The organism is Streptomyces sp. WI03-4A (assembly GCF_033792105.1).
GTDB classification, from domain to species: Bacteria; Actinomycetota; Actinomycetes; order Streptomycetales; family Streptomycetaceae; genus Streptomyces; species Streptomyces collinus_A.
In genome coordinates this window covers 251,041-264,554 of the sequence record NZ_JARAUO010000001.1, presented here as the reverse complement: position 1 = coordinate 264,554, position 13,514 = coordinate 251,041, and the positions used below count along the sequence as shown (strand labels likewise).

The following is a 13,514-nucleotide window of genomic DNA, read 5'->3' as shown; positions in this document are numbered from 1 at the left end:
GCGGGGGTCATCGGCGCCGCCCCCGGCGCGTCGCCCGCGTGGTCAGCTCCTCGTAGGCCGGGGCGTCGCCGGCGCGGACGCGGTCCCAGGCGTGCGCGAACAGTTCCGGCACGGGCAGCAGGGGCAGGGTGGTCCGGTGGTCGGCCACCGGGTACAGCCCCTCCTTCCACGTCTCCACCGGCAGCGCCGGGGACTTCAGGTCCAGCCAGCCGCAGGGCAGGAACAGACTCCGCCCCGCGCGCGGCCGCTTGGCCTCCACGACCAATCCGGACGCGGCCAGCTCCGTCCGCGCCTTCTTCGCCCGTGCGGGCTTCCAGCCGGTCCAGCGCGCCCGGTTGCGGTCCGTCGGGTCGGGCAGCGCCAGCAGCTGGAGGTACAGCGCGGCCGCGTCCTCGCCCAGGCCGTGCGCCGCCGCGACCTCGGTGACGAGGCCGGGCACGCTCACGGCGGGGTCCTGCGCGTAGCCGGACGGAGCATCGGCGTCGGCGCCCGCCCGCACGGTGCGGGCGAGTTCGTCGCCCAGGACCGCGCGCAGCATGCTCAGGCCCTGGCCGCGCCCCGGCCCGAGCAGCCCTTCGAGCAGCCCGAAGACGGAGTCGTCGGGGCCGGTGAGCGCGGCCGGGCGGATCAGGACCGTCTCGGTGTCGCGGTACCAGGGCCGCAGGACGACCGCCTCGCCGAGCCGGGTGAAGCCGTGCGCGTCGGCGCCCCCGGTCTCCGGGAGACCGTAGGCCTTGCGCAGTTCGACGGCCGTCGAGCCGCCCTTCTCCGTCCACTCGACGTCCAGGTCGAGCAGCAGCTCCGGGTCGCCGGCCCGGCCGCGCAGCGCGGTGAGCGCCTCGGGCAGCCGGGCGCGCAGCGGATGGCCGTAGGGCAGCACGTAGGCGAGCGCGGCCAGGGAGGTCACGGCGGTCGTGAGGTCGTGCCGCCCGGGCACCGCCTCCGGGTCCGCCCAGACGAGGCCGCCGTCGTGGCCGGGCCGCAGCACGGTGCTCCGGGCCAGCCACGGGGTGAGCGACGGGTTGAGCACGTCCTCGGAGTACCTGGCGCCCATGCCCGCGAGATCGGCGCCGACCTCCTCGGGCACGCGGACCAGCGAGCCGAGCCGCCGCGCCCATTCCCGGCCCGCGGCCGCGGTGTCCGGTCCGGTGGTCCACAAGGCGGCGGGGTCGGCCGGCAGCAGGGCGCCCATCAGGGCCGTGAGGTCGCCGGTCTCCAGGGCGGTCACCCGCACCCGGGCCGACTCGGCCTGCCGGGCCTTGAGTCCGAGCAGCGCCAGGGCCTCGGCGTCGGGCGACTGCGGCAGCCCGGCCAGCAGCACGGTGGCCTGCTGCGGGCCCAGACCGCCGCCGGTGGCGGCCACCAGGGCCTCGGGCGCCTCGGCCCGCCAGGGTGCGGCGCCCTTGTCCCGGACCAGCCGGGCGAGGCCGGCGAGGTCCTCGGCGGAGATCCCCGGGACGTACCGGCGTTCGCTCCGCGTCGTGAAGTGGGCGACCGCGCCGAACGCGCCGGTCGGATCGTGGTCGAGGGCCAGCCAGTTCACCCGGTTGTGCTGCCCGTCGACGCTCTCGGAACCGAGGACGATCACCGTACGGCCGCCCCGGCGCAGCACCTGGCCGGTGCGCGGCTGTTCGTCGTGCGGCTCGCTCAGCACGATCTCGCGCAGGGTCCCGTCCGCCGCGGTGAGCGGTCCTTCCGCGATCGCCTCGCAGAGCAGGAGCAGCGGTTCGCGCCGGTCGTCGGGCAGGGCGGGCGAGGCGGCGCGCACGGCGACGGCCCGCAGGACGCCCAGCACGGGCGGCCAGACCACGCCCTTGGCGGGGATGGTGTGTTCGTCGCTGACCCAGCCGTCGCCCAGGTCGGCGAGCTTCGGGCGGTCGGGCAGCGGCTTGCCCTCGGCGGGCCTGCCGGACAGCACGTGGTTCGCCGCCCGGATCTGGCGCAGGACGCTCCACCGCTCGCCGTACCACCAGCCGTGCAGGCCGACGATCCCGGACAGCGCCTGGTGCAGGGTGCGGTCGTCGCCGTGGCGCGGGCTGTAGTCGGCGAACATCTCCCGCGCCTCGGCGCCCGGCCCGCGGGAGCCCTCGGCGGGCGGCTTCGCGAAGGCGGTGGCCGACTGGACGACGCGCAGGGCCACGCGGACCAGGGAGGCGACGCCGGCCAGCAGCCGGCCGTCGGCGCAGCCGGGCAGGGCCCGGGTGACGGCGGCGAGCGCGACCTCGTCGGCCGGCGGCACGGCGGCCTTGGCGGCCTCGTCGTCTCCGGCGCGGTTCAGCGCCTCCTGCCGTTCGGCCAGGGCCCGCGCCGTGACCAGCAGCAGGTCGGCGGCCTGCTCGTCGGTCACCGCGCGCAGCGTCGCGGAGCCCCGCTCGTCACGGGGGCGCAGCGCGTGCCAGAAGGCCAGCGGGGGCACCAGCCGGGTGCCGGCGGCGTACTCGCTGCCGCGCTCGGCCGGCGTGACGCGGCCCAGCTCGCCGCCCGCGGAGGTGTCGTCGGCGGCGAACAGCCCGACCTGGCGCATGATCTGCGCCGCGACCGGCTCGGCACCGGGCAGCCGCAGCGCGCCGAGCGGCACGGCGCCCGCCCGGCCGTCGTGCGAGGCCGGCACGGAGACGGTGCGTCCGTCGGGCGTCCCGGCGACCCTGCGGGCGTCGGCGCCCTCGCCCTCGCTGCGCACCCAGCGGCCCAGTACGCGGCCGTCGGTGCCGAACGGGCTGTTCTCCAGGCCGGGTTGCAGCGGCAGCACCTCGCAGCTGCCGGTCAGCAGGGAGGCGTCCTCGCGGATGCCGGAGCGCAGCAGCGCGGGCAGCGAGGCACGGCCGTGCGTGCCGGTGGCCGGGTCGTACTCGAGCCACACCGTCTCCAGGCCCTGCCTGCCCTGGCGCCAGCAGGTGGTGCCGTCGCCGAGGACGGCGCGGCTCGGCGGCAGGACGGTGTCGCCGGGGTGCAGGGCGCGGCCACCGGTGGCGCGGCCGCCACCGGGCAGCGGGATCGAGGCGGTGTCGGCCTCGTGGCTGGACCACCAGCCGGGAAGCTGCTCCCCGCCGAGCTCGAACACCTCGGCGGGGCGGGCCGACCAGTAGCCGAACTGCTTGCTGCCCTGCCGCCACATCACCAGCAGCTCGCCGTCGACGTACCGGAACCGGGGGCGCTGCCAGCGGTCCGGCTCGTGGGGCAGTCGCAGGTCGTGCTCCAGCAGCACCTTCTCCGGACCCACGACGACCGCCTTGTGCCGGCGCACCAGGACCAGCGCGGGCCAGGCCTCGTGGATCGTCAGGGTGTTGTCCTCGCCCTTCCTGGTCTCGGCGTCGAGGAGTGCGAGCGCGTCGTCCAGGGCGGGCCAGCCCAGCTCGTCCATGATGCCCGCGCGCAGGGTGCGGCCGAGGAGCGGCGGGACCTGGTGCCCGGCGATGCGGGCGACGGCCTCCGGGTTGACGTCGAGGGCGACCTTCAGGAAGGGGCGCAGCCGCCCCAGGGCGGCACCGGCGCCGGGCAGCGCGGCCGCGCTGGTGTAGCCGTCGGCGGCGCCGTCGAGCCAGTCGCGCAGCACCCCGGAGAGGACGGGGTGGCCGGCCATGACCTTCAGCAGGTCGGCGCTCAGCCGTCCCTGGGACTCCGTGTCCACGGCCCGGTGCAGCAGCCGCCGCAGGCGCGGTTCGGCCGCGACGGCCGCCAGGTCACGGGCGCCGGTACGGGTGTCCTTCAGCCAGTCGGCGAGCGGCAGGTGCACGTTCACGCCCGGGCCCGGCGGCGTCAGCGGGACGCCCTCGGCCGCGCACAGGTCGAGCAGGTCGAGGTCGGCCCCGGCGTGCCAGCGGCCGGTGAACAGGTCCACGGGCCGGCCGGCCGCCCTGAGGTGCGGGGCCATCCGTCCGACGAGCGCCAGGGTGGCGGGCGAGCGGCGCGAGTGGGACCCGCCGTGCTTGCGGAACGACGCCCAGCTGCTCAGCCAGTCCGCCGGGTCGACGCCGTGCTCCCCGGCCGCCTCCGCGTCGGTCAGCAGCCGCTCGGCGCCGCACTCGTCGAGCACGGTCAGCCAGAACTCGTCGTCCTCGACCTCACGGCCGAGACCGGCCGGCATGATCTCCAGCAGACGGGCGCGGACGGCAGGCCGCCGCTCGGCCAGGACCGGCAGGACCGAGCGGTAGGAGTTCCAGAAGGACGCGGGCGCCCGGACCGCGGCGGGGGAGGCGATCAGGTCGGCGACCAGGGCGCACTCCTCGGTGTCCCGGTCCAGGCCCGCCGCCTTGAGCAGACCGCGCGCGTCCTGCGGCAGCGAGGCGTACGGCGGCATGCCGGCCGCGCAGCGCTCCACCGTGAGCTGCCGGAACTGCGCCCACGCGGCGGCCGGGTCGAGTCGCCGGGCGAGGTCCTTCACATGCTCCTTGAGGGCCTTGACGGTCAGTGCCCCGGCGAAGGCGAACTCCAGGAACACCGCCCGCTGCCGCTCCTCGTCCACGGTGAGCGCGTGCACCCGCTCGGCCTCGCGGGCCCTGCCGAAGAAGGCCGCCGCGTACGTGGTGTTCTCGTGCTGGAGGAAGACCCGCGCGGCCTGCTCGTAGAAGGTGGGCAGAAAGTGCGGCACGGCCCGGCCGAGCCGCTCGCCGAGCGCCTCGAAGCCGTCCTTGGCGTGGCCGGGGCGCGACTTGGCCTGCCGGGCGAGCCGTTCGACGTCCTTGACCAGGGCGAGCGCGTGGTGCCCGTTCCCCGGGTCGTTCACCAGCGCCCACGCCGGGAAGCCCAGCGTCTCCTTGCGGACCTGCCCGACCTCGGGCACCTCCGGCTCGCGGGCGAGGCCCAGGAACTCGAGCGCCAGGTCCTCCGCCTCACCGAGGGTGCCCGGGATCAGGCGCACCACCCGGCGGCCCTCCAGGGCGGGGTGGGTGTAGGTGCGCACGGTGAGGCCGTCGGCGTCCTCACGCGCGGTGCTGCCCGGGGGCAGGATCGCACCGGCGTCCAGCAGCGCGGCCGCGGTGGTCTCGTCGTACCCGGTGACGACCGTCATGCCGCACGCTCCTCGTCCTCGATGTCCCGCCCGGCGTACAGCGCCGCTGCCATGCGCATGCCCTCCGACCAGGCGACCGGGCCGACCTGACGGAGCTTCAGCGCGCGTCCGGCGGGATCGGTCCACACCAGCGGGCCGGTCTCGGTCTCCTCGTAGCCGTCGTAGTCGCCGACCCAGACGCGGGCCTCGGTGCCGCGGCCGTCCTCCAGGACGGAGCACACGGCGTGGCCGCCGCGCACGCGGTAGCCGAGCTGAGCGGCCCTGCCGTGCAGGAAGCGCAGCTCCTTGTACGAGCCGCCCGCGTACTCCTCCACCTGGGTGCCCTCGGGGTCGAGTCCGGCGGGGCGCCGCCAGACCTCGCGGAAGAGCTGCCCGGCACGCTGCTCGACGCCCAGCTCGACGGCGAACTCCCGCAGTTCCTCCAGGTCGTCGAGGAGGACCGGGTGGGGGACGCGGACCAGGCCGGGGGCGATGCGGACGGTGTCGCCGTCCAGGTCGACGAGGCCGAGGCCGCGCTCGGCGTCGGCGTCCCGCAGGAAGCCGGCCACCCGGCCGTCCTCGCCGGTGACGACCAGGTCGCGCAGGGCCGCCTGCCAGGCCGGGTCGGGCCAGACACGGGCGACGACGGAGAGCGGCACCGGCAGCGAGCGGACCATCCACCGCTCCACGTCGGCCAGGCACCGCCGCTCGTGCCGCTCCAGCCACTCGGCGAGCTGCCGCAGGCCCACGACCGCCGGGTCGTCGGTGAGCTTGGCGGGCACGGACTTCAGCCGTCGTCCGGCCGCGTTGCGGCACACCACCTTCCCGCTGTCGAGGGCGACCTCGTAGTCGCCGGCCGACACCCACCCCATACGTGCCTCCCCGCACCGCAATGATCAAGTGACGGGAACTGTAGGGCAGCCCACTGACAACGCCGCCCGGCCATGGGGAAGAGGGGGGAACCGATCTCGGGAGAGTGCGCGCCCGGCGCGTCAACCGCGCGGGCGCCGCGATGAGTTGCGCGACCAGAGGTGAGGCGGACGGCGACTCAGGCGTCCTTCTCCTTCTCCTTCTTCATGTTCTTGATCCGCACGGACTCCTTGCGGACCTCGGCCTGGGTGGCGCGCTCCTTCTCCAGCCACTCCGGCCGCTCCTCCTTGAGCGCCTCGATCTGGTCGGTGGTGAGCGCTTCGGTGACCCCGCCGCGGGTGAGGCCGGAGATGGAGACACCCAGCTTCGCGGCGACCACCGGACGCGGGTGCGGGCCGGTGCGCCGCAGCTCGCGCAACCACTCGGGCGGATTGGCCTGCAGCTCGTTCAGCTCGGCGCGCGTGACCACACCCTCCTGGAACTCGGCGGGGGTGGCGGGGAGGTACACACCCAGCTTCTTGGCCGCGGTCGCGGGCTTCATCGTCTGGGTGCTCTGCTGCGAACTCATGAGGTCAAGGGTATCGGCCGCGTGCCGCGCGGCCGACCACGGCCGGTAGCCTGGCCTGGTGACAGGCTCGCAGGAAACTCCGTCGTTCCGGCTCGCGTACGTCCCCGGAGCGACGCCCGCCAAATGGGTGCGGATCTGGAACGAGCGCTTGCCCGGCATCCCGCTCACCCTCGTCCAGGTCCCCTCCACCGAGGCGTCGGACGTGCTGCGGGCGGGCGACGCCGACGCCGGGCTCGTACGGCTGCCCGTCGACCGCGCCTTCTTCAGCGCGATCCCGCTGTACACCGAGGCCACGGTCGTCGTCGTCCCCAAGGACCACCTGATCACGGCCGCCGAGGAGGTGACCCTGGCGGACCTGGCCGAGGAGGTGGTCTTCCACCCCCTCGACGACGTCTTCGAGTGGGACCGCCCGCCCGGGGAGCCCGCCTTCGAACGCCCGGCGACGACGGCGGACGCCGTCGAGCTGGTGGCGGCGAACGTCGGCCTCCTGATCGTTCCGCAGTCGCTGGCCCGTCTGCACCACCGCAAGGACCTCACCTACCGGCCGGTCGTCGACGCGCCCCGGTCGAGCGTCGCCCTGTCCTGGCCGGAGGAGGCCACCACCGAGCTGGTCGAGGACTTCATCGGCATCGTGCGCGGCCGCACGGTCAACAGCACCCGGGGCCGTGCGGCGGTCAAGCCGGACACCGAGCAGAAGCGCGGGCAGGGGGAGCAGGGGAAGGCCCGGCAGAAGCCGGCGGCCGGCGCGAAGTCCACCAGTGGCAGGTCCACGGGCGGCAAGTCCGCGGGGCGCGCCGCCCGGGGCCGCACCGCCTCGAACTCCGGCCGTCCGGCCAAACGGGGGAAGCCGCGCAAGAAGTCGTGAGCCGACCCGGCCTGCGGTGACCCGGCCTGCGGTGACCCGGCCCGTGGTGACCCGGGCCACGCAGACCGTGCCTGCGCTGAGCGGCCCCCGCGTGCCGCGGCACCGCCGCCGACGCCGGCCGTGCCGTCAGGAGCCGGACCGTACCGTCTCCCCGGCGCCGTCCTCCTCCGCGCCCGACGGCCCCCACTCCCCGGTCCGCTCCGGCTCCGGGTGCACATGCCGTTCGCGCAGATCCGCGACCGCCAGCACCAGCGCGATCATGATGAGCCCCACGGCGGTGAGCAGTCCGAGCTGAATGGCCGTGGTGGAGCGGCCCTGGTGGGTGAGGTGCGCGAAGTACACCGCGCCCACCACCGCGATCCCGGCCGCCGAGCCGACGCGCTGGCCCGTCTGGAGGACCCCGCCGGCCGCTCCGGCACGGCGGACGGGCACCCGGGTGAGGGTGAGCGTCGTGTTCGGGGAGACCGTCAGACCGGAGCCGATGCCTCCGACGAGCATGGGCAGCGCCGTCGCCCAGCCGACACCCCGCCCGGGCACCAGTTCCACCGCCACGATCACCCCGAGCAGCCCCAGCGCCACGCCGCTCAGCCCGATGACGACGAGCTTGCGGCCGTAGCGCACCACCAGGCGGCCCCCAACGGCGGCGCCGACCGCCGAGGCGGCGGCGAAGGGCAGGACGGTGAGGCCCGCCGCCAGCGCGCTGTAGCCGACGGTGTTCTGCAGGAACAGCGTGTAGACGAAGAAGACCGTGGTGAAGCCCGCGAAGTAGGTCAGGCTGATCAGGGCGCCGAGCGTGAACGACCGCAGGGAGAACAGACCCAGGTCGACCAGCGGGGCCCGGCCGAGCCGCCCCTGCCGCCGCTCCCAGCCCCAGAACGCGGCCAGCAGCAGCCCGGCCACCGGGAACAGCGCCCACTTCTCCCGTCCGGTCCACTGCTGCTCCTGCACCAGGGGAAGCATCAGCGCGAGCACCCCTGAGCCGAGCAGCAGCACCCCGAAGAGGTCGAACGTCTCCCGCTTCGCCGTCCGCACCGGGAAGCGCGGCAGCAGTCGCAGGCCCGCGGCGAAGGCGGCCACGCCGATGGGCAGGTTGACGAAGAACACCCAGCGCCAGCCGTCGTCGGTCCCGACGGCGTCGATCAGCAGACCGCCCGCCAGCGGGCCCACCGCCGTGGAGATCCCGATGACACTGCCCAGCAGGCCGAAGGCCTTGGCCCGCTCGTCCCCCTGGAACATCTGCTGGATGAGTCCCGAGGTCTGCGGCGCGACCATGCCCGCCGCCGTGCCCTGGATCAGCCGGAACACCACCAGCCAGGACGGGCCGGGCGCGAGGCCGCACGCCGCCGAGGCCAGCGTGAACACGGCGAGCCCGAAGAGGAAGGCCTGGCGCCTTCCGTGCATGTCGCCCAGCCGGCCCGCCGGGACGAGGGCGAGCCCGAAGGTCAGGGCGTACCCGGAGACGACCCAGGACTGGGCGGCTTCGGAGGCGCCGAGGCCGCGCTCCATCGAGGGGAGCGCCACGTTCACGATCGAGGTGTCGAGCAGCGAGATGAAGCCCGCCGTGAGACAGACCGCGAGCGCCTTCCACCTCCGGTCGTCGGGGGCGGGCCGGGCCTGGACTGTGGTCATGTGATCACGCTAAGCAGCTATTTTGCCCCCCGCCACGCGAGGAGCGCGTCCGCGCACGGCGAAGGCCGGGGTCGAAGCACGGCTTGCGGCCGTCAGGCCCGGGCCGCCCGCCCGACCGACTCCACCAGCGGCAGCAGCCGGTACGGCACGCGCTCGCGCAGCGCCACCTCGGTGCGGGTGCGCACCACCCCGGGCATGCTGATCAGCTTCTGGATCACGTCCTCCAGATGGGCGTTGTCCCGTCCCACCACGCGGGCCAGCAGATCCCCGCCGCCCGTGATGGAGAACGCCTCGACGATCTCGGGGACCGCGGCCAGCGCGTCACCCACGTCGTCCAGATGGCCCTGGGTGACCTCGATGTGCACGAACGCCAGCACCGGGTGGCCGAGCGCGGGCGGGGAGAGCGTGGGTCCGGTGCCCGTGATCACGCCGTCCCGCTCCATGCGGTCGAGGCGGGCCTGGAGCGTGCCCCGCGCGACGCCGAGGACGCGGGCGTACTCACGCACGCTGGTACGCGGCTGTTCCAGCAGCAGCCGCAGGATGCGGGTGTCGAGTTCGTCCACGCTCATGAAGCCCGACTGTACCAATGGCCCACACCCGCGCGGATCCCGTGTACCGCCCCACCTGGTCCGTTGGCATTCCGGCGGCCCGCCGAAGTCCCTCCGTGCTGTGCCACTGGCCCAGTGATTCGGGGCTGACTTGAGCCAGTGACCTCCGGGATGCTCTCATGGACCCGTCGATGGCGCTGCGGATCCCGCGGCGCCTTTTTCGTGCGGAATGGCCACAAGGGGGCGGACAGCAGTGCTGAAGAGGGTGTTCGTGGCACCGGACCCGGGGCGGACGCGACTGCGTTTCGCCGCGCGGGCGGTGCTCGGCATCGGCCTGGCGGTCGTGGTGTGCGGGGCCGCGGGGCACTCGCTGCCGGGAGCGGTCACCGGCGGGCTCGCCGCGCTGCTCGCCCTGTTCACCGTCGCCGACCCCACCGTGCGCGGCCAGGCGGTCACCACCGCGCTGCTGCCCGCCGTCGGCCTGCCCGTGCTCGCCGCCGCCGCCGAGCTGCACGGCCTCCCGGTGGCGCGGGACCTGGCCTTCCTGGCCGTGGTCGGCGCCGGCGTGTACGCCCGCCGCTGGGGCCCGCGTGGCCACAGCCTCGGCGTGTTCGCGTTCATGACCTTCTTCGTCGCGCAGTTCCTGCACGCCACGCCGGGCCAGCTGCCCGAGCTGTACGCCGCCGTCCTGCTGTCCGTGCTCAGCGCGGCCGCGGTGCGTTTCGGCCTGTGGTGCTACGAGCGACGGCTGCCCGCCCCGGTCGCGCCCGCGCCGCCCGCCGGGTCCGGACTGGCCCGCGTGACCACCCGGCAGGCGGTCCAGGCGGTGGCGGGAGCCGGGTTCGCACTGGTCGTCGGGCAGCTCGTCTCCGGCCAGCGCTGGTACTGGGCCGTGGGCGCCACCTGGTGGGTCTTCGTCAACACCGCCTCGCGCGGCGAGACCCTGGTACGCGGATTCCGGCGGGTCCTCGGCACCGTCATCGGTATCGGCCTCGGCCTGCTCGTCGCCCTGCCCGTGCACGGCGCGCCCGTCCCCACCGCGGTCCTCGTCGCCGTCGCCGTCTTCGGGATCTTCTACACGGCCGCCGTCTCCTACACCTGGATGATGCTCTGGGTGACCCTGCTCGCCGAGCTGCTCTACGGTCTGCTCGGCGTCCTCGGCCCCGGCCTGCTCGCCCTGCGCCTGACCGAGACCGCGGTCGGCGCCCTCGGCGCGATGCTCGCCGTGCTGTTCGTCCTGCCGGTCACCACCCACGCCACCACCGACGCCTGGATCCAGCGGGCCCTGCGCTGCGTGCACGCCTGCACCGGGGAGGCCGCCGCCCGGCTCGCGGGCTCGGCTACGGCCGACCCGGCGCCCCGCGTGGCCGAGTTGGAGCAGCTGCTCGGCCGGGTACGGCTCTCGGTCGCCCCGCTGGTCCACCCGCTGAACCCGATGCTCGGCCGCAAGCGGCGCGCCCGCCGGGTCCTCGCGCTTCTCGACGACTGCGCCCGCGAGGTCCGGGGCCTGGTGGCCGTCGCCGCCGATCCCGAGGCGTCCCACGACGCCCGGCTCGCCGCCGCCTGCTGGCGGGTGGAGGCCGCGGTCGAGGCGCTCACCGAGGGCGGTTCCGACCACGTCCACCGGCCCGCGGAGGCCCCGGCCGAGCCGGCCCTCGCCCACCTGCACGGCCTGGAGCGCGCGCTCGCCGAGCTGGCCGAGCCGCTGCGGGCACCGTCCGGGTCACCGCTGGTCGGCGCCTGAGCGAACGGGCCGCGGGAGCAGCCTGGGGGAACACCACCGGTGTTGGTCTAGACCGAACGTGATCGACTGCTACCGTCGGCACTGGGTCCGACCGAGAGGGGACAGCGGTGGCAGAAGGCGGTAGGCGGCACAGGGCGTTCATCGGCTCGTTCACGGCGGCCGGCGGGCCGGGGCTGGTGATCGCGGACGTCCGTCCGGCGGACGGCGCGCTGAGCCTCACCGGGGGCCTCGGCACCGTGCCCGACCCCTCCTACCTGGCCCTCTCTCCCGACGGGAGCATGCTCTACGCGGTCAGCGAGACCGCCGACGGCGCTGTCGCCGCCTTCCGCGTCGGCGGCGACAAGCCGGAGCCCGCCGGGCCGCCCGTCCCGGTCGACGGCAGCGGGCCCACCCACCTCAGCCTGCACGCCGGGCACGTCCTGACCGCCAACTACGGCTCCGGCAGCGTCAGCGCCGTACCGGTGCGCCCCGACGGCACTCTCGCCCCGGCGCCCTCGGGGCAGCTCCAGCACACCGGCTCGGGCCCGCACGACCGCCGCCAGCGCGGCCCGCACGCCCACCAGGTGCAGCCGGACCCCACCGGCCGGTGGGTGGTCAGCGTCGACCTCGGCACCGACTCGGTCCGCGTGTGCACCCTCGACGGCGGCACTCCGGTCCTGCACCGCGAGATCGCCCTGCGCCCCGGCTCAGGCCCCCGCCACCTGGCCTTCCACCCGGACGGCGAGCACGCCTACGTCGTCAACGAACTCACCCCGACCGTCACGGTCTGCCGCTGGGACGCCGCCGTCGGCTCCCTGAAGCCGCTGACCGAGGTCCCGGTCCTGCCCGGCGCCCCCGCCGGCGACGCCTACCCCTCGGGCATCGTGGTCTCGCCCGACGGCCGCTTCGTGTGGACCGCGACCCGCGGCGAGGACGTCCTGTCCGTCCTCGCGGTCGAGGGTGACGGACTCCGGCTGACCGGCACGGTGCCGTGCGGCGGGCACTGGCCGCGCGCGCTGGCCGAGCACGGCGGCTTCCTCTACGCGGCCAACGAACGCTCCGGCGACGTGACCTGGTTCGCCGTCGAGGAGCGCACCGGGATCCCGCGCTACGACGGCTCCGTCGAGGTCGCGGCGGCCTCCTGCGTCGTCTTCGGCTGAGCGCGTCGAGCGCGTCGCCCTCGGCTGAGCCCCGCACCCAGCGACGGGGCGGCCCCGTACCACCAGCGGGGCCCGCCCCACGAACGGCCGAGGGCCCGCTCCGGTGGCTGGAGCGGGCCCTGCGTCGTGCGGGTGCCGTCGGCGTCAGCGGACCGGGGTCCCCTGCGGCTGCGGGGCGATGCCCAGGGCGGTCGTGTACTTGGCGAGCGCGAGCTTGCCGATCGCCGGGTAGGCGCCCAGCGGCTCGGCCATGGCGCAGCCCGCCTCCTCGGCGGCCGCCGCCGACAGCGCCGGGTCGATCTCCGGGCCGACCAGGTACGGGGCGAGGGCCAGCTGCTGCGAGCCCGAGGCACGCAGCTGCTCGGCGACCGAGGAGATCGAACCCTCCTGGTCAAGGGCCGCAGCCATCACCGGCACGGCCAGGCGCGCGGCGAGCAGCATGCCGGTGATCCCGGCCGCCTGCACGGCCTCCTCGCCGCCCACGGAGGCCAGGATGATGCCGTCGGCGGCGGTGGCCACCGTGAACAGCCGGGCGCGGTCGGCACGGGCCAGGCCCGCCTCGGACAGGCGCACGTGCAGAGCCTCGGCGAGCAGCGGGTGCGGGCCGAGGACGTCGGTGAGGTCGGCGGCGACCCGGCTGTCCATCACCGACTGGCGGATCTGGCGCAGCAGCGCGCTGTCCGGGCCGGCCAGCAGCGGGACGACGACCGCGACGGGGCCGTCCGGCTCCTTGACCTCGAGACCGGCGGCGACGGCCTGCTCGAAGCGGGCGGAGCGCTCCTCGGCGGCGCGGGTCAGCACGGCCCGCAGGGTGGGGAACTCGGCGTCGTCCCCGTCCACGAACCCGATCCGGGCATCCAGGCCGGGCAGCTCGGAGCGGGCGATGCTCACGACCTCCTCGGCGAGGCTGCGCGTGGCGGCGCTGGGCGCGCCGGGCACCGCGAGGACGAGCGCGGGCGCGCCCTCGGGAGCCACCAGCGGTTCCGGTCGGCGGTGCCGTCCGGGCTGGCGGGGTCGCGGCATTCGTACTGGCAGGCCGGACGCGGGCCCAGTGGGGGAGCTCATGGCGCCGCATGTTACTTGTTTCCTGGGCTCCCCTGTTCGGGGAGGGTGCAGGTGAGCGGTATCCGTCCGGTTTTGTCTGATGAGTTACGCCCGCTTGTC

At 75.4% G+C, this 13,514-nt stretch carries 9 protein-coding genes; 3 read left to right on the top strand and 6 right to left on the bottom strand.

Going from position 1 to position 13,514, the window contains the following annotated elements; translation table 11 throughout:
• Window positions 1–7 precede the first annotated feature (7 nt).
• From PV343_RS01230 to PV343_RS01220, 3 genes are all read right to left on the bottom strand, one after another.
• Complete coding sequence (locus PV343_RS01230; RefSeq protein ID WP_319144844.1) at window positions 8–5,008, bottom strand: hypothetical protein; 5,001 nt, start codon at window positions 5,006–5,008, stop codon at window positions 8–10.
• On the bottom strand, window positions 5,005–5,859 hold the full coding sequence (locus tag PV343_RS01225; protein WP_319144843.1) for a DUF4132 domain-containing protein: 855 nt from the start codon (window positions 5,857–5,859) through the stop codon (window positions 5,005–5,007). The genes PV343_RS01230 and PV343_RS01225 overlap by 4 nt, the downstream gene beginning before the upstream one ends.
• Before the next feature lie 176 nt (window positions 5,860–6,035).
• Complete coding sequence (locus PV343_RS01220; RefSeq protein ID WP_319144842.1) at window positions 6,036–6,425, bottom strand: DUF5997 family protein; 390 nt, start codon at window positions 6,423–6,425, stop codon at window positions 6,036–6,038.
• 58 nt (window positions 6,426–6,483) lie between these two features.
• Here PV343_RS01220 and PV343_RS01215 point away from each other — a divergent pair, with 58 nt between their 5' ends.
• Window positions 6,484–7,290, top strand: coding sequence for a LysR family substrate-binding domain-containing protein (locus tag PV343_RS01215; protein WP_319144841.1), 807 nt, complete (start codon window positions 6,484–6,486; stop codon window positions 7,288–7,290).
• 126 nt (window positions 7,291–7,416) lie between these two features.
• On the opposite strand, the gene PV343_RS01210 is transcribed toward PV343_RS01215, so the two are convergent.
• The gene (locus PV343_RS01210) at window positions 7,417–8,919 is read right to left on the bottom strand and encodes an MFS transporter (protein WP_319144840.1); all 1,503 of its coding nucleotides are present in this window, start codon (window positions 8,917–8,919) and stop codon (window positions 7,417–7,419) included.
• A 92-nt stretch (window positions 8,920–9,011) separates the two neighbouring features.
• On the bottom strand, window positions 9,012–9,488 hold the full coding sequence (locus PV343_RS01205; protein ID WP_319144839.1) for an Lrp/AsnC family transcriptional regulator: 477 nt from the start codon (window positions 9,486–9,488) through the stop codon (window positions 9,012–9,014).
• 232 nt (window positions 9,489–9,720) lie between these two features.
• Between PV343_RS01205 and PV343_RS01200 the strand changes: the two genes are divergently transcribed.
• Complete coding sequence (locus PV343_RS01200; RefSeq protein ID WP_319144838.1) at window positions 9,721–11,211, top strand: FUSC family protein; 1,491 nt, start codon at window positions 9,721–9,723, stop codon at window positions 11,209–11,211.
• A gap of 107 nt (window positions 11,212–11,318) precedes the next feature.
• Window positions 11,319–12,350, top strand: coding sequence for a lactonase family protein (locus PV343_RS01195; protein WP_319144837.1), 1,032 nt, complete (start codon window positions 11,319–11,321; stop codon window positions 12,348–12,350).
• 144 nt (window positions 12,351–12,494) lie between these two features.
• Here the strand turns inward: PV343_RS01195 and PV343_RS01190 are convergent, their stop codons facing one another.
• Window positions 12,495–13,415, bottom strand: coding sequence for a sirohydrochlorin chelatase (locus tag PV343_RS01190; protein ID WP_319144836.1), 921 nt, complete (start codon window positions 13,413–13,415; stop codon window positions 12,495–12,497).
• Between the last annotated feature and the right edge of the window lie 99 nt (window positions 13,416–13,514).

What these genes read in the sequence shown, in the direction of transcription:
- PV343_RS01230 (WP_319144844.1), bottom strand. Translation starts at nt 5,008, where the DNA reads ATGACGGTCGTCACCGGGTACGACGAGACCACCGCGGCCGCGCTGCTG.
- PV343_RS01225 (WP_319144843.1), bottom strand. Translation starts at nt 5,859, where the DNA reads ATGGGGTGGGTGTCGGCCGGCGACTACGAGGTCGCCCTCGACAGCGGG.
- PV343_RS01220 (WP_319144842.1), bottom strand. Translation starts at nt 6,425, where the DNA reads ATGAGTTCGCAGCAGAGCACCCAGACGATGAAGCCCGCGACCGCGGCC.
- PV343_RS01210 (WP_319144840.1), bottom strand. Translation starts at nt 8,919, where the DNA reads ATGACCACAGTCCAGGCCCGGCCCGCCCCCGACGACCGGAGGTGGAAG.
- PV343_RS01205 (WP_319144839.1), bottom strand. Translation starts at nt 9,488, where the DNA reads ATGAGCGTGGACGAACTCGACACCCGCATCCTGCGGCTGCTGCTGGAA.
- PV343_RS01190 (WP_319144836.1), bottom strand. Translation starts at nt 13,415, where the DNA reads ATGAGCTCCCCCACTGGGCCCGCGTCCGGCCTGCCAGTACGAATGCCG.